Here is a 16,948-nt window from a genome sequence, read left to right on the forward strand (position 1 = left end):
CAGATGACAGAAGAAATGATCCTTGCCAATGCCACGCTCGTTCTGCCGGACGAAACCGTTACGGGGCGTGTTCGAGTCGTAGGCGACAGCATTGCGGATATCGACGCAGGCGCTTCGGTCCCTGCGGGTGCGGTCGATTGCGAAGGCGACTATATCAGCCCGGGTCTGGTCGAGCTGCACACCGACAACCTTGAACGTCACATCCAGCCGCGCCCCAAGGTCGACTGGCCTCATGCCGCCGCTATCCTTGCCCATGATGCCGAGCTGGCAAGCACCGGGATTACAACCGTGTTTGACGCAATGCGGATCGGATCCATCCCCTCAGGCTCGGCCCGGTATCTGAAATACGCGCGCGGGCTGTCGCAGGAGCTTTGGGACTTGCGCGAACAAGATGCGCTGAAGATCAGCCACTTCCTGCATCTCAGGGCCGAGGTGTGTTCTGAAACACTGGTCGAAGAACTAGACGAGTTCGGCCCCGAGGACCGCGTTGGTCTTGTCTCGATCATGGATCACACGCCGGGTCAGAGACAGTTTCGCGATCTCTCGAAACTTGAGGCCTATATGAAGGGCAAATACGCCATGGACGATGACACGTTCATGCAACACGTGGCCCATCTGAAAGGGCTGCGCGACCGCAATGGCGAAAAGCATGAGGTTGAGACCGTCAAGGCCGCCAACCGCTTTGGTGCGGTTTTGGCCAGCCACGATGATACGACGGAAGAGCAGGTACAGGTCTCCGCAGGTCACGGTATTCGTCTGGCCGAGTTCCCGACTACGGTCGAAGCTGCCCGAGCCTGCCACACGCACGATATCAAGGTCATGATGGGGGCGCCGAATATCATCCGGGGCGGATCGCATTCGGGCAATGTCGCGGCGCAGGAACTGGCCGAGCTGGGCTATCTGGACATCATCTCGTCCGACTATGTACCTTCGGCGCTGCTGCTGTCGGCCGTGCGGCTGGGACAGATGTGGGGCGACATGGCGCGTGGGTTGCGGACTGTGACGCAGACCCCGGCAAAGGCCGTGGGGCTCGACGACCGGGGCGTGTTGCGCGCAGGTGCGCGCGCGGATCTGATCCGATTCCGCATGCGGGCAGGTGTTCCCGCTCTGAATGCGGTCTGGTCGCGCGGGCGTCGCGTCGCCTGATCAGGCCATGTAGAACAGATAGCGGTCCGGAGCGATGGTTTCGGGCCCCTCGATCTGATCGAACCCGACCAGCGGCTGGCCCGAGATCAGCAACCCTCCGGGCCGCATCACCTGCGCGATCAGAGGGCTGAGTCGCGCCGCCTCGGCCACGTCATCCGCCTTGATCCCGCGGCCGAAATCATAGTGCGCCATTGCCATCTTGTGCCCTGCGCTGGCAAGCTTTTGCAGCATCGGTTCGGCCTCGCCCTGCAGGAAATCCTGTTCCGGCGGAGTGCTGTCGGGATGGCATTGCAGAACGCGATCCATCACCCAGATGCGGCGCTCGGGCAGGATTTCACGCAGGTGGTCATAGGTGCGCCCATTGCCCAACCCCATGTCCAGCACATCGCCTTTCTGATCAGCGATCTTCGCAGCGGCCCAGTTCAGCCCGTCGCGTTGCGCAGTCAGGCGGCGCAGCATGGAATCCAGTCGGCTCATTCGGGGTCTCCGTTTCCGTGTCTGGGGGCGGTCCAGAGGGTCGCCGGCCCGTCCAGCAGGTGTTTCAGCAAAGCTTCGGTAAAGGTCCAGATGTCTTGATCATGGACCAGATGATGGGTCAATACGCCAAGTGGTTCGCTGTTGTCGGCGCGCCCCTCCCGGCGATCCCGCAGCAGCGCGGTGGTTTTCTGGATCAGCGCGTCAGGTGCTGCCAAGCTGCGGCTGCCGCGCCAGTCGATTGGGTCGATATGGGTGTTCACCTGATCCAACCCCGGCGCGGCCTGCACCGATGTCCGAGGGGTCGCGGTCGAGAGGATTTCATACCCGAGATCGGGTAGACGCGCGGCAATCTCCGGCGCGATACGGTTCCAAGGAGGGACGAACATAGGCCGAAGACTATCCGGAAACAGAGACCGCAGGCGCGTCATACCGGCCTCGGCCTCCTGCAAGATCGTCTCCATGAGACGGTGCAGCCGGAATTCGGATTTCTTTTCTTCTGGCGGGGCGTGGTTTTCATGTGCCCAGCCGTGGACAACCGGTATCAGGTTCGGCCGTTGCGCCATGTAAGACGCCAGTTCGCTTGTCGCATCACGCGGGATGATCGCCAGGTGAACCGAAATCCCAAGCCGTTCGGACAAATCGGAGAGTTGGTCCAGCTGAGGGGTCGGAGCAATCGCATCGTCGTCCCGCCACCACAGAGGAAGAGACAACCCTTGGTCGAGCCAAATGGCCAGTTCTTCGTCCAATATGTGCCAATTTGCCATCATCTGCGCGCGTCCCAGAGCCTCTGAGCGATCTCAACGCTGCGCTGCGCTCCGTCGAAGCCAAAGCCCTGTGTCGAACGGGGCGCGTCAGAAATGACCCGCTGCAGGGCCTCGGAAAGGCGGGTCGCGTCAAGGTCTTTGCTGGGAAGAACCTTCATCGCCGAAAGTGCGGACAGGCTTTGCCCGCGCAGGCTTTGTTCCACTTCGTTGCCGTCATCAAACGGCACCATCACTGCCGGAGTACCCGATTGCAGCAGGTCCATCGCGGTGTTGTAGCCGCACATGCTCACCGATGCCGCGGCATGAGGAAGCATTTGCCGAAAATCCGGGCGCACGGGTTCGATGAAAACAGGTGCGCCTTCGGCCAATTGGGACAGTTCAGAAATACGCGCCTGGGCATCACGTCCGCCCACCAACAGGCGCCAACGCCTGTTGGGCATCTTTCGGGCGGCCTCGATGGCCGCGTTAAAGATCGGCTGTCCTACCGATCCACCGCCCGCGCTGACCAGAATCTCTCCCTCCCCAACACCGTCCGGATGGGGCTGCGGCGCAACCGGCGCGACAAAGCCGGTGTAGTGTAAATACGCGGCCAGCTGGTCCGAGACGGGCCAGCTGACAGTCAGCGGTATGATACGTTCATCCGCGTGAACCAAAACACCGTCATAAAACGCGTCAATTATCTCATCGGCCCGTTCGGCCTTGGAGGGTTTGGACGGCGGTGCCAGAATATCGCGGATTGAGCTGAGGATGACGGGGCTGTGCGGCAGTGCCCGCGCGGCAGTTAGAGCAGCCTCGAATTCACCCGCCAATACGCGGCGGCCAAAGGGGAAAAGCTCGGTGATCAACACGTCCGGCTGGAACGAGCGGAGGGCCTCAACCAACGCCACGGTCCGCGCGTTGCGATAGGTTTCATCGGCCTCTTCGCCGTTCTCAGCCAACAACCGGGTAAAATTAGTCCCATCCGAGCGCAGCGGCGGCAGGCCAAACAGTGTCAGGCCCGTGCTGTCGAGTTGCGGCGCAGGCATGCCGCCAGACACCACTATCACCTCATGGCCAGCGCCTGCAAAAGCGCGCCCCAGCGTCAAGGCTCGGCTCAGGTGCCCGGTTCCCAACAGGTGGGTGACGACAAGCATCACTTTCATGTTGTGGCCTCGCGCTTGATCAGGCGGACCGGCTCCGCTTCGGGCGTCATCGTCTCCATGTCGATGACATAGAGCCTGTTGCGCTTGATTTTAAAAGGGGCGGGCCCTTCAAAATCCCATCCCCAGGCGCGCGCGAGAATGACCCGCATGATGCCGATGTGACATACGGCCAGGGCATCTTGCCGGAGTTCCGCCAGCCAAGGCGCGAGACGATCTGCAACCTCAGCCGGGCTTTCGCCATTTGGCGGGCGGTAGGCCCAACCCCAGTCTTCGATATGCCGGTAGCCGCTGGACGGGTCTGCAATCAAGTCCACACCGCGCAACCCCTCCCAATCGCCCCAGTTCATCTCGATCAGCGCATCGCTGGTCATCGGGGCGCGGCCCGAGACGATCTGCGCCGTCTCACACGCGCGCCGCAACGGGCTGGCCCAGATCTGAGCCTGCTCCCAAGAGGCGGGCAAGGCGTATCCGGACAGTTCAGCCCGCGCCTCAGGGTCCAGCGCGATGTCGCTACGCCCCTGAATTTGTCCGGCGCGGTTCCACGGCGTATGACCGTGTCGCAGCAAGGCCAGTCTGGTCATGCCGAATCCTCCAACAAGGGGCGGATGGTCTGCCAGAACCGTCGTGTCGCACCCGGCATCAGGTGGCGGTCGGCGACGTATTGGCGGGCTTCACTCCCAAGGCGTCCCCGCTCTTCGCCCATCTGCAACAGGGTCCGCATGCGCTGGGCCAGGCCTCGCGCCGCTTGTTCGACACTGGGGTAGTCCGAAGGCGAAAGCACGTCGCGCACGCCAGGGCGGTCTTGCGCGACCACAGGCAGGCCTGCGGCCTGAGCCTCAAGATAGATCATGCCATAAGCTTCGTTGACGCCGGGCCAGACCAGAAACCCCGAACTCTGATAGAGTTGGCCCAGGCTCTCTTGGTCCAGTTGGCCCAGTAACGTGACCTTTTCACCGAACGGGGCCATGAGTGCTTCAACTTCACCTCGAGCCGGTCCGTCGCCTGCGATCTGCAACCGCCAATCGCCGGTGAGGAGCGTCAGAGCTGCGGCCAGCAGCTGATATGAGGCCAGCTTGTCCCCGTATCGCATCATGCCGACGGCCAGCATCGGACCCTCGGTCGCGGCCTGAGGGGGCAAATCCCTGATCGGCAGAAACGGTGGCAACTCGACCAGAGCCTGAGTACCAAAGCGGTCGCGCTCCAACGTGATCAGGTCATTTGCGGTGTGATAGAAAATCACGTTGGCCGCATCGCTGGCCTTATGGGCGGATTGCGCAAATCCGGCCCAAGGCCCCTTCAGGCGGCTGCTGGCCCGTGTGCTTTCCATTTGAACATATGGGATCTGCCGCGCCGCGCAGACCTGTGGGCCAATCAGGTCCGGGGCTTTGTAGTAGTTGTGGTAAGTCACCCAAATCGACGTGTCTTGCGGCAGCTCAGCGATCAGGCGTTGAGTTTCGGCCTCGGCCGCTGCGCGTAAGGCGTGCTGTTTGACGCTATCTCCGTGCTTGTCGTAGATCCGCAGCTCGGACACGAGATCGACGTGATCCCCCTCGGCGGCAATGGCGGTGATCAGGTTCCGCGCCATCTCGCGGTCGCCCGAAGGGGTCGGGCTGTGTGGGGACTTCATGGGGGCGTAAAACGCCACGCGAGCCATTAGACCGTTTCCAGGCACAAAGCGTTCAGCCGATCCGAAAGCCGCGCGATACCCGGGCCCATCCGGAACTCGGCCAGCAAACGGTCATAGGCGGCCCGGGCCATTTTGGCGGTGGCTTCGGGATCGTTCGCCAGTGCCAGCATCGCTTCGGCTAGCGCCTTTGGGTCGTCATCCGACAGGATGCCGTGGGTGCCAGAGGTAATGAACTCAGGAATAGCGGACACCGGCGTCGAAAGGATCGGCAGGAGTTGCGAGGCGGCCTCCATCAACACATTGGGTAACCCGTCGCGATCGCCATCCTCGGCAATGCGGCTGGGCAGGACGAAGAGGTCGGCCGCGCGCATGGCCTCAATCACTTCGGGCTGATCGCAGGCGCCTTTCCAACTGATCCGGTCGGCGATTCCGGCTGCCGTGGCGCGGTCGCGCAGGACGTCCCCCAAAGCGCCGCCGCCGATATGGGTCCAGTGCCAGTCCAGCGTCTCGGGCAGCAAGGCCAAGGCATCAATCAGCCGATCGAAGCCCTTTTTCTCGACCAGGCGTCCGACCGAGATCATGTGAAACGGCCCGTCCGCTGCTCGTAGTTTCCGGTTCGGGGGGCTTGGAAAGCGGGCAAGGTCCAACCCGTGGTAGATCAGGTCAACGCGTGCGGGGTCATCCGCCAGCTCCCGCAGATGGGCGGCGCCTATAGCGGTGCAGGTAGCCCCAAAAGCGGCCCCATGGGTCGCCGCTTGCAGTTTCTCGCGCTTTTCCCACTCGGGCGAAGTCCAGATATCCTTCGCGTGAGCTGAAAAACTCCATGGTACACCGCGCATGATGGCGGCATAGCGCGCCACGGATGAGGGCGTGTGCATGAAATGGGCATAGAGCGCCTGCGTGGCGTCCGGTAGCTCAGCCGCCAAAACGCAGGCCTGTCCAAAGCGGCGAATGCGATTGTGGGTTGGGTCGCGGCGCAGGTCCTGCCGCCACACGCGGTAGGCCTCGGCATAGCCGGGCAGGCGTTGCGCGATGGCTCGTGCGGCCCAGACGCGCTGTGGTTCCTGATAGAGGTACTCAGGCAGATAGCGCACCTGCCCCTTGAACCGGTCATGCAGGGGGTGGCGCTTGGTGTCGGTCGGGTGGCGCAGCGACCAGATGTCAAACTGATGCCCGGCCTCCTGCAAGGCGACCAGTTCCTGAGCGATAAACGTCTCGGACAGGCGCGGCCATCCTTTGACCAGCACCGCGAGTTTCGGGTTTTGGGATGTCATCCGGTCGCTCGTTCCTGTTCCCGGTGCAGCAGCGCATCAACGCGGCCCGTTACATAGTCCAGCCCGTCCAGCAAGCCGTCGCTGATCGCCTGCGATGGCAGCGGCTGGCGCGGCAATTCGCGGATGGCGCGGATCATGGCGTCGGTCGTCAAACCGTCGCGCTGTTCGTCCAGCATCCGGACAAGGCCAAGGTTTTCAGCGCGCGAGGCGCGTATCCATTGTTCCAACCGAGGTGTCGTGCGCGGCACGATGACGGCGCGTTTGTCGAAGGACAACACCTCGCAGAATGTGTTGTAGCCGCCCATGCAGACAACGCCCGCAGCCCCGGCGAAAAGGGTTTCGATCTGGGATTCGAACCCGACAGCCGTCACGCGCCCGTACAGCGCGGCCACGCGGGTTTCAAACTCATCGCGCGACTCACCCGACAGGAAAGGCCCATAGACCAGCACCGCGCGGGGCGACAGGGTCGGGTCCTGTTCATAGGCCGAGAGGACCAGGTTGACCATCGCCTTGCCATCGCCACCGCCACCGGGCGTAATCAGGATATAGGGTTGTTCCGGGGGCTCTCCGATCGGGCCGAGGTCGCGGCGCAGATAGCCGGTCCAGTGTAGGCGTGATCGGGCCGCTGCGCTGAGCGGCAGACCCTCGGTCGGGTCGTAGATCGAATGCAACCCGTAGACCCAGATTTCATGATAGAAGCGCTCGGTCGCGGCGATCGCGTCCTTGCGATCCCATTCGGCGGCCAGAACCTCAGGCTCGTCCAGAACATCGCGCAGGCCCAGAACCAGCTTGGTGTCGCAGGACTGTTCGAGGAATTCCAGCGTCGGCAGTAGTTCACCGCGAAAGCCCGTGGGTTCCTTGTCGACGATCAGGACGTCGGGATCGAATTGCTGAACGGCTGTCTTGATCAGACCCGAGCGCAGCTCAGTCACCTCGTCAATGCCCATGCCAATCGTGCGAGCCGCGTAAGATCCGTCCGAGCGTTTGGTTACCCCAGGCAGGCGCACGTGGTCGACGCGGCGGGGAAAGGTGAAACGCCCGGCCACAGGCGATCCGGTCAGGATCAGCGCGGATGCGCTTGGGTCGGCTTCGGTCATCGCTGCCGCCAGCGCACGCGAACGGCGCAGGTGGCCCAACCCAAAGGTATCGTGGCTGTAAAATAGCAGGCGCGGCGCGCGGTCCGGATTGTCTTGTTTTTTGCCTAGGCTCATAGGGTCGCCCGTCTTATTGGTCTGGGTACTACATCCGCGCGTATGCAAGCGATACCGTATATCCTTATGCTGCGCTTGCCAAAGGGGAAATCGCCCGCCTGCAAATGTGCCAAACATGGCGATTTGGCAACAGGATATTGAGGATATGGGTTCAATTTGCACCAGTCTTTGCCGTTTCTGTCAAAGCGCGAAAACACGCTGGCGGGAGGATTTGAACAGGGCCAACAGGTTCTGTACGGTGTGCGCTAGTAATGAAATTGGATGCAAGACCCTATGAAACCGAACTTTCTGGCCGCGACGCTTTTGGCATTTTGGGCTCTGTTGTCGGCATTTCCAGCCAGTGTGGCGGCGCAGACCGCGCTGATACCGGGCTATGGCTCGGGTTCCGCAACGGAAGAGACTGCAACCAACGAAAGTGATCTCGCCGACGCGATCCGCACCGCCACCGAGGCTGGTGCCAGTGTCATCGTCATCGATAGTTCGGGCAATCTGGTCTCGGCCGCGGGTGAGCAGCCCGACGCGGAACCGGCTGAGGCTGACCCCATGGCCGAGGCCTCGCAACTGATGCGGACGCAGGCGCGTTTCACCAAGTTCCGTGAGTCGGTCCAGTCGCGCCTAGAGGCTTTGCCCTATTCCGTGTTCGAAGTGGAATACGTTCTACGCCAGACCAGTCCGGATGGCCGTATCCAGACCTATGTCGAGGTTCTGGGCTGGAACATCCTCTTCCTGCTATTGGGGCGGTGGCTCTCAACCGAGATCTACGGCAAACGGATCGCCAAACGCTGGGTCGTGGCACGGATCAAGGAGAACCCGCAGGGCTATCGCGAGAAGATGCCGTTTCTCGTGTACCGCTTCGTGATGGGGATCGGTGGCACGATCTTTGCCATGTTGATGGCCTTGATCGTGGGCTATCTGTTCTTTGGCGAGGCCGAAGATATCTCGATCCAGTTTACCGTGACCGCGATCTTCACGGCCTTTTTCCTGTCCCGCACGATCTCGGACCTGTGGCGGATGGTGCTGTCACCTTACCTGAGCCAGTATCGCCTGCCGCCCTTTTCCGACCGCCACGCCAAGCGGCTGTATATCTGGGCATCGGCGGTGGCGACCTATGACGTTTCGGTCGTTCTGTTTTCCACTTGGGTGGCGGATTTCGGTCTGAACTACAATGTCTACGCCCTGGTCTACGGGTGCTTGACCCTGTTTGGTGCGCTGTTGAATGTTCTGATGATCCTGTTCAACGCGGGGGCGATCTCGAACGCGATCAGGGGCGGCCGCGCGCCCGGTCAGGTGTCATGGATTTTGCGGTTCATCTCGTTCGCATGGGCCCCGGTGCTGATCGTCTACATCGCCTTCAGCTGGTGCAAACTGGCCGTAGATCTGGTGTTGGAGAATGACAACTCGGTCCCGATTGTTGCCAGCAGCTATGCGATCTTCATGTCGGTTGTCGTGGCCTATGGCGCGATGAACTATCTGCTGGAGCGCTATTTCGATCGCAACCGCAAGATCGAACAGATCAACGCCGAGGCAGAGATCGAGGCAGAGGCACCCTCGCCCGAGGCGGTACAACGCAAGCACGCCATTCTGACCTATGAGGATCTGGCCCGCCGGGTTGCTGGCATACTGGCCTTTGTCGTGGGCAGCTACGCGCTGGTGGTGATCTGGAACCCGGATGCCAGCTGGAGCGAGGATCTGCCGATCGGGCGCGCGTTGGACGTGATGGTGATCCTGTTCATCGGCTACATCCTGTTCAATTTCTTCCGCATCTGGATCGACAGCAAAATTGCCGAGGAATCCGATGACGGCTCCGAGGTCGAGCTGGGCGATGAAGGCGGTGAAGGCGGTCAGAGCCGCTTGGCCACCTTGTTGCCTTTGTTCCGCGGGGCGATCCTGGCGGTCGTTGTCGTGACGATTGTGTTGATCGTTTTGATGGAGCTGGGCATCAACGTCAGCCCTCTGTTCGCAGGTGCCGGTGTGGTTGGTCTGGCTGTCGGGTTCGGGTCGCAGACTTTGGTACGCGATATCTTTTCGGGAGCGTTCTTTCTGTTGGATGATGCGTTCCGCAAAGGGGAATACATCGACATTGGGGATGTAAAAGGGACAGTCGAGAAAATCTCGGTCCGCTCGTTCCAACTGCGCCACCATCTGGGGGCGTTGAACACCATTCCCTTTGGGGAGATCAAAGTTCTGACCAACTATTCGCGTGATTGGGTGATCATGAAGCTACCTCTGCGCGTGACCTATGACACGGATGTCGAGAAGGTGCGGAAGCTGATCAAGAAACTGGGTCAGGAGTTGCTGAGCGATCCGGTGATTGGAGGCAACTTCATCCAGCCCTTGAAGTCGCAGGGCGTGATCGAGATGCAGGATTCGGCGATGATCATCCGGGTCAAATTCATGACCAAGCCGGGCGATCAGTGGCTGGTGCGCAAGAAGGTGTATCAGGATATCCGAGAACTGTTTGCTCGCGAAGGCATCAAGTTCGCCCATCGTGAAGTGACCGTTCGCCTAGCTGATGGTAAAGAAGCCGAAGACCTGACACCTAAACAGCGCGAGGCAGTGACCGGCGCGGTGCAGGCCGCGATTGACGAGGACTATCTGGACGATATCGGGCCGGGCGGCGACGACCGCTAGATCGCTTTGCGTTTGATTTGAATCGAAATACGCTGCCTCTCCCTGCGGTCGAACGCGCATCTCGATAGCTTTGTTTCAGACAAAACGCAAAACGCTGTGGGCGGTCCTCCCGCCCCTTTGGGCTGCGTCTCTTGCGAGACGCCTTCCAAAGCGTTGGGCCGCGCGTGCCGCGCGGCGGTTGGCGCGTCAGGGCCAGGTTGGCTCGGATGTACCCAGTTGTGGGGCGGGCAAGTCCCACCTCATCACCGTCTGACCAATGGTCAGTGCGGATTTTAGCCGGTGGCCAAGCCCCCATCCTGACTGTTCGGTCTTTTCGCTATAGTCAGATTGGTTGGCCGTGATCGCGTCTTGCCCTGTGTCGGTTTTGCCAAGAATGGCCAGCAACTCGGCGGTGCGCGCCAAAGATAGATGGGCGTGCATGATTGAGTTACCTGAGGCTGCCTCGGCCAGTGCAGAAAGAACTGCGGCTGCCATCAGGTATCCGGTCGCGTGGTCCAGAGCCTGAACCGGCAGCGGAGTGGGTTTCTCGGCGTTGGCCCATTCCATCCCCGCATGAGCAATACCTGCGCTCATCTGAACCAGACTGTCGAACCCTCTGCGTGTGGCCCAAGGGCCCTGCCAGCCATAGGCGTCCAGAGTGACCTCGACCCGGTTGGGGGCAAGTTCGTCACGCTTTGCTTTACTAAGCCCCAGAGCCTCAAGCGCGTCGGGGCGGTACCCGTGGATGAATACATCTGCTTGTGACAAAAGGTCTTGCAGGTGGGTCAGGCCCTCGGTCGACTTCAAGTCCAGGTAGGCGCAGCGTTTGCCCAGTGAGATGTCGGGAATAACGCCCGGCTCATCCCAGCCCGGAGGGTCGATGCGTAGCACATCCGCGCCGAATCCGGCCAATGTGCGGGTTGAGACGGGGCCCGCCAGAACGCGGGTCAGGTCTAGGACGCGCAAGCCGGCAAGCGGGCGTTCGGCTGTTGCAGCCGGGCGGTCTCGTAGAGTGATTCGACGTGGGTTCTGCCAACTGATCAAAGGGTCGCGGCTGACGGCGCGGCCTTGGGGATGGTCCAACCATTCGGCGCGGCTGCGCATGGCGGCTGCGACGCCGCCCTCGGCCACAACAGCGCTTTCGAGGTCAGCGATGGCCCAGCTGCGAAGCGCCTGAGAAACCGCTTCCCGGTCGGCTTGCGTGCCCAGAACTTTCAGGGCGGCAGCGCGGTGGTGGGGCAGGTTTGTGTGTAACCTGATCCAGCCGTCAGAAGCGCGGTAGTCGCCTGCGATGGCGTCCCACAGGCTGGGCATCTCCCAGCCATCGGGCTTGAAGGAATAGTGATACCAGAGCGAGGCGAGGCGGTGATCCACCGTGACCTCTGGCGCGGTTGGTGACAGGTTTGCGGCGGCCATGTATCGGGCCAGCTCCTGACCGACGGCTGCGAAGCTGGCGGTTGCGAGCTCGGAGACGGCAAAGGCGCTGGGCAAAGTTCCCTCGCCGGTGGTGCGATAGCTGTTGGCCGCCGGAAGAGAGGACAGCAGGCTCATTGCTGATAGGGGTCCAGACTGTCGCGCAACCCGTCGCCAAGGAAGTTGAAGGCCAGCACAATGACGATGATGGGAAGCATCGGAATGGCCGTCCACGGGTAAATCTCGATCGAGGCGAGGTTCTGCGCGTCGTTCAGCATCACGCCCCAACTGACCGCAGGCGCACGCAGGCCGAGGCCGAGGAAGGACAGTGCGGTTTCACCCAAGATCATCGCCGGGATAGACAGGGTGGCCGACGCGATCAGGTGGGACATGAAGTTCGGTAGCAGGTGCTTTCGGATCACCCGGCCAGAACTTGCGCCCATCATCTCGGCTGCGCGTACGTATTCTTCTTCCCTCAGGGACAGGAATTTGGCGCGAACGGATCGGGCGAGGCCGGGCCAGTCGAGAATGCCAAGGATGATCGAGATGATGAAGAAGACCGCGACGGGGCTCCAGTTCGAGGGTACCGCGGCGGACAAGGCGAGCCAGAGCGGAAGTTCGGGTAGGGATCGCAGGACTTCGATCACGCGATTGATGGTCCAGTCGATGCGCCCTCCGAAATATCCGGCCATCGAGCCGAAGAGGATACCAAGGAAGAACGATACCGAAATACCAATCAGGCCAACGGTCAGCGATAGCTGCGCCCCATAGAGGATGCGGCTGAAGATATCGCGGCCCAGTCGGTCCGAGCCCCATAAGAACAGCGTCGCGCCATCAGGAGCACAGAACAGATGCGTGTCAGACGGGATGAACCCGGCCAAGCGATACTCGGAGCCTTCACAGAAGAACTTGATCGGACGAGGATCCTCGGTGTCTGGAATGAACTTCCATTGGAAGGTCTCAAGATCCGCCTCAGCCGTGATGGGGTAGACATAGGGCCCGATGAACTCCCCCTCGTGGAACCAGTTGATCGACTGGGGCGGGGCGTAGAGGTGCTCTCCGTTCCGGTCATTGGGGCCGTAAGGGGCGATAAAGCCTGCAAAGGGCAGCATCAGGTAGCACAGCAGCAGAAAGACGCCTGAGATCAGGCCCAGCTTGTGCGTACGGAACTTGCGCCAGACCAGCACCCAGTTCGGGGCGTCCAGATCGGCGCGCTCGAGTTGTTGGACCGAGGCCTGCGGGTCGAACGGCGCGTCATCGACATAGCGATCTTCGGGGCGTTGGGTCATGCGTCTCGCCCCTCATACCGAATGCGCGGGTCGAGCATGACCAGCAGGATGTCCGAGATCATGGTGCCGATCAGGGTCAGCAGGGCCACGAACATCAGGATGAATGCCGACAGGAACTGGTCCTGCGTTTTCAGCGCCGTCAACAGGGTAGGGCCAATGGTTTGCAGGCCCAACACGACCGAAACCAGAACCGATCCGGACACCATTGAGGGCAGCAGGTTCCCTATGTCGGCGACGAACGGGTTGAAGGCCACGCGCAACGGATATTTGGTCAGCATCCGCGATGGGGCCATGCCCTTGGCAACGGCTGTCTCAACATAGGGTTTGCCCAGCTCGTCCAGCATGTTCGCGCGCAGGCGCTGCATCATGGCCGACGCGCCCGAGGTGCCAATGACAAAGGTCGGCACGATCAGGTGGACAAGGATGGATTTCAGCTTGTCCCAGCTCATCGGTTCGCCTTCGAATTTCGGGTCCATCAGGCCGCCAATAGGCAGGTTGAAGTATTGATGCCCGTAGTAGAACAGGATCAGCGCCAGCAAAAAGTTCGGCGTGGCCAGACCCAGATAGCCGACAAAGGCCGAGGTATAGTCGATCCACGTGCGCGACCGCGCGGCGGCGATCACGCCCAAGGGCAGGGCGACGGTGTAAACGAACAGGATCGCGGCCAGATTGACCACAACGGTGAGCCAAAGCGTATCGCCCACGATGTCAGAGACGGGTCGGTCGAATTCAAAAGACCAGCCGTAATTGCCTTGTAGGAGACCTTCGAAGCCGTGGGGGCCGGGCCAGAAGCCCATCCAGATCAGGTATTGCTCCCACATGGGACGGTCCAAGGCGTACTCGGCCCGCAGAAATTCGGCCTTGGCGACACCGGCGGATTGGCCTGAGGCCTGAAGCTCGGCGATCTGATTGCTCAGATAGTCGCCGGGCGGCAGGTTGATGATGACGAATATCAGAACCGAGACCACCAACAGTGTCAGCAGCATCGTGAAGAAGCGATAGACCGCATAGCGCAGCATGACCATTTAGCTGCTCCTGCTCAGTCGACCAAAAAGAACTCATCCGGGCGATGGACGCCGAAATGCGCGCCGGGTTCCCATGCCCACATGGCCTGCTCGGGGACGTTGTGCAAACGGTTCGAGACGACAATAGGCTGCGGTGCGCCGTTCAGAATACCGATGGCGTATAGCTGGTCGGCGTGGATCTCCAGCATCTCGGTCCAGACGGCAGCGCGCTGTTCATCCGTGGTGGCGATTTCCCAGTCATGGGCCAAAGTCATCAGGCGCTCAGCTTCTGGCATGTCGGGGGCCTCACCCACTTCGCCGCCGGTCTGATAGTACTGTCCCCATTTTGGCCAGGCGAGAAACACCTGATCCGTCGGGGCCAGATAGGCGGGTGAGGTGTGGACTTGAGGAAGCCCGTCATCCCAGCCAAACCAGACCGAAGCCATGGTGTTGCCTGCAAAAACCCGGTTGCGCAGGATATCGCGATCCAACGGGCGCATCACCAGATCTACGCCAATCTCACGCCATGTGTCGGTGACGATCTGCAGGGCGTTTTCGACCTCCTGCCGCTCACCTGCGGTTTCGATGATCAACTCCATCGGGCGGCCGTCTGGCAGCAGACGGATACCGCTGCCATCTCGTTGATCAAGCCCGGCCTCATCCAACAGGGCATTTGCCATGTCGATATCGTACTGCGCCCAGGCCTGCGCGTTGTCCTCGCTGTAGAAAGGAGAGGCGGGCAGCACCGACATCGCCCCCGGCTTGGCCAGCTTGAAGTAAAGCGCCTGGTTGATCGTCTTGCGATCAATCCCCAAAGACAGGGCGCGGCGCACGCGCACGTCTCGAAGCACATCCCGCCAAACCTCATCCGCGTAGTTCAGGTTCGGGTAGATTGCGATCTGTGAGGCAACACCGGTTTTCCAGAGCAATGTCTTATAGTTGCCAACCGCCTCACCCTTTTTCAGGATCGAGGCATCTCGGAAGGCCAGACCACGCCCCTGCAGGTCGGTCTCGCCCGCATTGGTTTTTGCGGCCACCAGCCCAGGGGCAACGATCTCCATCTCGACCACGTCGATATAAGGCAGTTGCACCCCTTTGGAGTCGATGCGGTGGTAGTACGGGTTGCGCACGAAGTTATGGCGGATCTTCTTGCCCGAGCTTGCGTTCAGCCAAGGCTGAAGCGTGGGCAGCTTGTGGTTGTCGAACTTGTAGAGGTTGTCGAGTTTGTTGTGCAGAGCCGCCCAGCTTTTGACGCGGGCATCATCGACCTGCGCGGCCAGATCCTCAGGGTCGACGTAGTTTTCGTGATACTGTTTCAGAAAAGCCGACGGACGGTAGATGAAGGGCGGGCGGGCCTGTGCCAGGGTTTGCAAGAAATCCGGGTTCGGATCATCCCATTCGTAGATCACTGTCGTCTCATCCGGGAAAGAGACGGTTGGGGCCTTGCCTTCGACGATCAGAAAATCAGGCGGTCCGGAGGGGCTGAGGAGCTCGTTGTTGGCAACATCTTCCCACCAGTACCGGAAATCTTCGGAGGTAAACGGCGAGCCATCTGACCACTTATGACCTTCGCGCAAATGCAGAGTGAACTTGCGGTTTCCGTCATTGTCGAACGAGGCCAATATGTCGGGCACGATATTGTAATTTTCGTCAAACCCAACCAACCGGGCGTAACCATAGACGACCATCTGGCGGATATCCTTGGACCGGGTCACCATGGTCCGCATCGTGCCGCCGGGGGTGCCGAATTCCCGGCCCTTCGCGGCCAGATCCACCACCAGAGGATCTTTGGGCAGGCGTTCAGAAACCGGAGGCAGATCGCCCGCATTCACTTCAGCCGACCAAAAGCTGCTCTCTTGCGGAACCGGCACATCGGCCAGTGCAGGCAGCGTCCAGCCAAAGGCCAGAGTGGCGGCCAGGATCAAAGGGCGAGTGGTCTTAAACATGGCAACGTACCTTATGGCCCGGTTCCAATTCCACCAGCGAAGGTATCACGGTGTCCGAGAAACGAAAGGCCTCATCCCAACTGTCCGGCGCGCCGGCACCCAAAGAGACCATTTGCAGGTCAATTGGGCGGTTAATGTCGGGTTCTGGTTGAGCGGCAATCAACGCCTTGGTGTATGGATGGCGCGGATTGTAGAAGAGTGTTTCGGGCGGGGCTTGTTCGACAATCAGCCCCCGACGCATCACGGCGACTTCGTCAGCGATGCGAGCCACGACGGCCAAGTCGTGAGAGATGAAGAAATAGGACAGATTCAGGCTGTCCTGCAGGTTCTCCAACAAAGTCAGGATTTGTTCCTGAACCGAGACATCCAGCGCCGAGGTCGGTTCGTCACAGACAATCAACTGCGGGTCCAGCATCATGGCGCGGGCGATAGAAAGGCGCTGCCTCTGCCCGCCGGAAAACGCATGCGGATAGCGTTTCAGCATGTCCGAGTTCAGCCCCACGCGTTGCAGCATCTCGGCGGCCTTATCGCGTTGCTCGGAGACAGAACCGATGCGATGGATTTCCAGCGGCTCGGTCATCGCATCCTGAATGCGCATTCGTGGACTGAGTGAGCTATAAGGGTCCTGAAACACCATCTGCGCCTTGCGTTGAAACGCAGTGCGTTGGGCGCGGGTCATCTGATGAACCGGGATGGGGTCTTCGCCTTGGGCGGTACAGAACAGAACCTCTCCGCCGGGGTCTGGAAGTTCAGCACCTAGGGCAATCCGGGCGGCGGTGGTCTTGCCCGAGCCGCTTTCGCCGACAATCGCCAGTGTCTTGCCACGTGCCAGCTTCAGGTCGACGCCGCGACAGGCATGGATCTGTTTGTCCGCCTGCCAACCCTTGCTGGACCGCATCGTATAGGTTTTGGAGACCCCCTTCATATGAAGGATTAGGTCCTCGTCCGGCATCGGAATGCCGACGGCGTCCTGATCCGGAATGGCCGGGGCCGCGTCGAACAGCTGCTTGGTATAGGGATGCGCGGGGGCGGTGAGGATGGGGGC

14 protein-coding genes are annotated in these 16,948 nt (G+C 60.9%); 2 read left to right on the top strand and 12 right to left on the bottom strand.

Annotated elements, in window-relative coordinates:
- Positions 1 to 3 precede the first annotated feature (3 nt).
- Positions 4 to 1,146 carry an alpha-D-ribose 1-methylphosphonate 5-triphosphate diphosphatase gene (locus J7394_RS21740; protein ID WP_209256060.1) on the top strand — a complete coding sequence of 381 codons (1,143 nt, stop codon included), beginning with the start codon at positions 4 to 6 and terminating at the stop codon, positions 1,144 to 1,146.
- Here J7394_RS21740 and J7394_RS21745 read toward each other — a convergent pair whose 3' ends face one another.
- The 7 genes from J7394_RS21745 to J7394_RS21775 are packed head-to-tail and all read right to left on the bottom strand — an operon-like array spanning position 1,147 to position 7,641.
- Positions 1,147 to 1,623: a class I SAM-dependent methyltransferase gene (locus J7394_RS21745; protein ID WP_209256061.1), complete on the bottom strand. Its 477-nt coding sequence runs from the start codon at positions 1,621 to 1,623 to the stop codon at positions 1,147 to 1,149.
- A complete protein-coding gene (locus J7394_RS21750) occupies positions 1,620 to 2,390 on the bottom strand; it encodes a polysaccharide deacetylase family protein (RefSeq protein WP_209256062.1) in 771 nt (256 codons plus the stop codon). The genes J7394_RS21745 and J7394_RS21750 overlap by 4 nt, the downstream gene beginning before the upstream one ends.
- On the bottom strand, positions 2,387 to 3,529 hold the full coding sequence (locus J7394_RS21755) for a glycosyltransferase family protein (protein WP_209256063.1): 1,143 nt from the start codon (positions 3,527 to 3,529) through the stop codon (positions 2,387 to 2,389). The genes J7394_RS21750 and J7394_RS21755 overlap by 4 nt, the downstream gene beginning before the upstream one ends.
- Positions 3,526 to 4,110, bottom strand: coding sequence for a histidine phosphatase family protein (locus J7394_RS21760; protein ID WP_209256064.1), 585 nt, complete (start codon positions 4,108 to 4,110; stop codon positions 3,526 to 3,528). Before J7394_RS21760 ends, J7394_RS21755 begins: the two co-directional genes overlap by 4 nt.
- A complete protein-coding gene (locus J7394_RS21765) occupies positions 4,107 to 5,183 on the bottom strand; it encodes a glycosyltransferase family 4 protein (RefSeq protein WP_209256065.1) in 1,077 nt (358 codons plus the stop codon). Before J7394_RS21765 ends, J7394_RS21760 begins: the two co-directional genes overlap by 4 nt.
- The gene (locus tag J7394_RS21770) at positions 5,183 to 6,430 is read right to left on the bottom strand and encodes a glycosyltransferase family 4 protein (RefSeq protein WP_209256066.1); all 1,248 of its coding nucleotides are present in this window, start codon (positions 6,428 to 6,430) and stop codon (positions 5,183 to 5,185) included. The genes J7394_RS21765 and J7394_RS21770 overlap by 1 nt, the downstream gene beginning before the upstream one ends.
- Complete coding sequence (locus J7394_RS21775; protein ID WP_209256067.1) at positions 6,427 to 7,641, bottom strand: glycosyltransferase family protein; 1,215 nt, start codon at positions 7,639 to 7,641, stop codon at positions 6,427 to 6,429. The genes J7394_RS21770 and J7394_RS21775 overlap by 4 nt, the downstream gene beginning before the upstream one ends.
- A gap of 273 nt (positions 7,642 to 7,914) precedes the next feature.
- Between J7394_RS21775 and J7394_RS21780 the strand changes: the two genes are divergently transcribed.
- Positions 7,915 to 10,272: a mechanosensitive ion channel family protein gene (locus tag J7394_RS21780; protein ID WP_209256074.1), complete on the top strand. Its 2,358-nt coding sequence runs from the start codon at positions 7,915 to 7,917 to the stop codon at positions 10,270 to 10,272.
- Positions 10,273 to 10,458: 186 nt separating this feature from the next.
- Here J7394_RS21780 and J7394_RS21785 read toward each other — a convergent pair whose 3' ends face one another.
- The 5 genes from J7394_RS21785 to J7394_RS21805 form a co-directional block, all read right to left on the bottom strand.
- The gene (locus J7394_RS21785) at positions 10,459 to 11,802 is read right to left on the bottom strand and encodes a CoA transferase (RefSeq protein ID WP_209256068.1); all 1,344 of its coding nucleotides are present in this window, start codon (positions 11,800 to 11,802) and stop codon (positions 10,459 to 10,461) included.
- On the bottom strand, positions 11,799 to 12,953 hold the full coding sequence (locus J7394_RS21790) for an ABC transporter permease (protein WP_209256069.1): 1,155 nt from the start codon (positions 12,951 to 12,953) through the stop codon (positions 11,799 to 11,801). The genes J7394_RS21785 and J7394_RS21790 overlap by 4 nt, the downstream gene beginning before the upstream one ends.
- Positions 12,950 to 13,978: an ABC transporter permease gene (locus tag J7394_RS21795; RefSeq protein ID WP_209256070.1), complete on the bottom strand. Its 1,029-nt coding sequence runs from the start codon at positions 13,976 to 13,978 to the stop codon at positions 12,950 to 12,952. The genes J7394_RS21790 and J7394_RS21795 overlap by 4 nt, the downstream gene beginning before the upstream one ends.
- A 14-nt stretch (positions 13,979 to 13,992) precedes the next feature.
- Complete coding sequence (locus J7394_RS21800) at positions 13,993 to 15,903, bottom strand: ABC transporter substrate-binding protein (RefSeq protein ID WP_209256071.1); 1,911 nt, start codon at positions 15,901 to 15,903, stop codon at positions 13,993 to 13,995.
- Positions 15,896 to 16,948 (bottom strand): ATP-binding cassette domain-containing protein (locus J7394_RS21805; protein WP_209256072.1); only part of this gene is annotated, 1,053 nt, incomplete at its 5' end. The genes J7394_RS21800 and J7394_RS21805, both read right to left, overlap by 8 nt.

Source organism: Ruegeria sp. R13_0, from assembly GCF_017743995.1.
In the GTDB taxonomy this organism is placed as follows: Bacteria; Pseudomonadota; Alphaproteobacteria; order Rhodobacterales; family Rhodobacteraceae; genus Ruegeria.

Bases quoted from the DNA above. Each gene is read 5' to 3' on its own strand.
- J7394_RS21790 (WP_209256069.1), bottom strand. From the start codon at position 12,953: ATGACCCAACGCCCCGAAGATCGCTATGTCGATGACGCGCCGTTCGAC.
- J7394_RS21770 (WP_209256066.1), bottom strand. From the start codon at position 6,430: ATGACATCCCAAAACCCGAAACTCGCGGTGCTGGTCAAAGGATGGCCG.
- J7394_RS21765 (WP_209256065.1), bottom strand. From the start codon at position 5,183: ATGGCTCGCGTGGCGTTTTACGCCCCCATGAAGTCCCCACACAGCCCG.
- J7394_RS21755 (WP_209256063.1), bottom strand. From the start codon at position 3,529: ATGAAAGTGATGCTTGTCGTCACCCACCTGTTGGGAACCGGGCACCTG.
- J7394_RS21760 (WP_209256064.1), bottom strand. From the start codon at position 4,110: ATGACCAGACTGGCCTTGCTGCGACACGGTCATACGCCGTGGAACCGC.
- J7394_RS21740 (WP_209256060.1), top strand. From the start codon at position 4: ATGACAGAAGAAATGATCCTTGCCAATGCCACGCTCGTTCTGCCGGAC.
- J7394_RS21750 (WP_209256062.1), bottom strand. From the start codon at position 2,390: ATGATGGCAAATTGGCACATATTGGACGAAGAACTGGCCATTTGGCTC.
- J7394_RS21785 (WP_209256068.1), bottom strand. From the start codon at position 11,802: ATGAGCCTGCTGTCCTCTCTTCCGGCGGCCAACAGCTATCGCACCACC.
- J7394_RS21775 (WP_209256067.1), bottom strand. From the start codon at position 7,641: ATGAGCCTAGGCAAAAAACAAGACAATCCGGACCGCGCGCCGCGCCTG.
- J7394_RS21795 (WP_209256070.1), bottom strand. From the start codon at position 13,978: ATGGTCATGCTGCGCTATGCGGTCTATCGCTTCTTCACGATGCTGCTG.
- J7394_RS21745 (WP_209256061.1), bottom strand. From the start codon at position 1,623: ATGAGCCGACTGGATTCCATGCTGCGCCGCCTGACTGCGCAACGCGAC.
- J7394_RS21800 (WP_209256071.1), bottom strand. From the start codon at position 15,903: ATGTTTAAGACCACTCGCCCTTTGATCCTGGCCGCCACTCTGGCCTTT.
- J7394_RS21780 (WP_209256074.1), top strand. From the start codon at position 7,915: ATGAAACCGAACTTTCTGGCCGCGACGCTTTTGGCATTTTGGGCTCTG.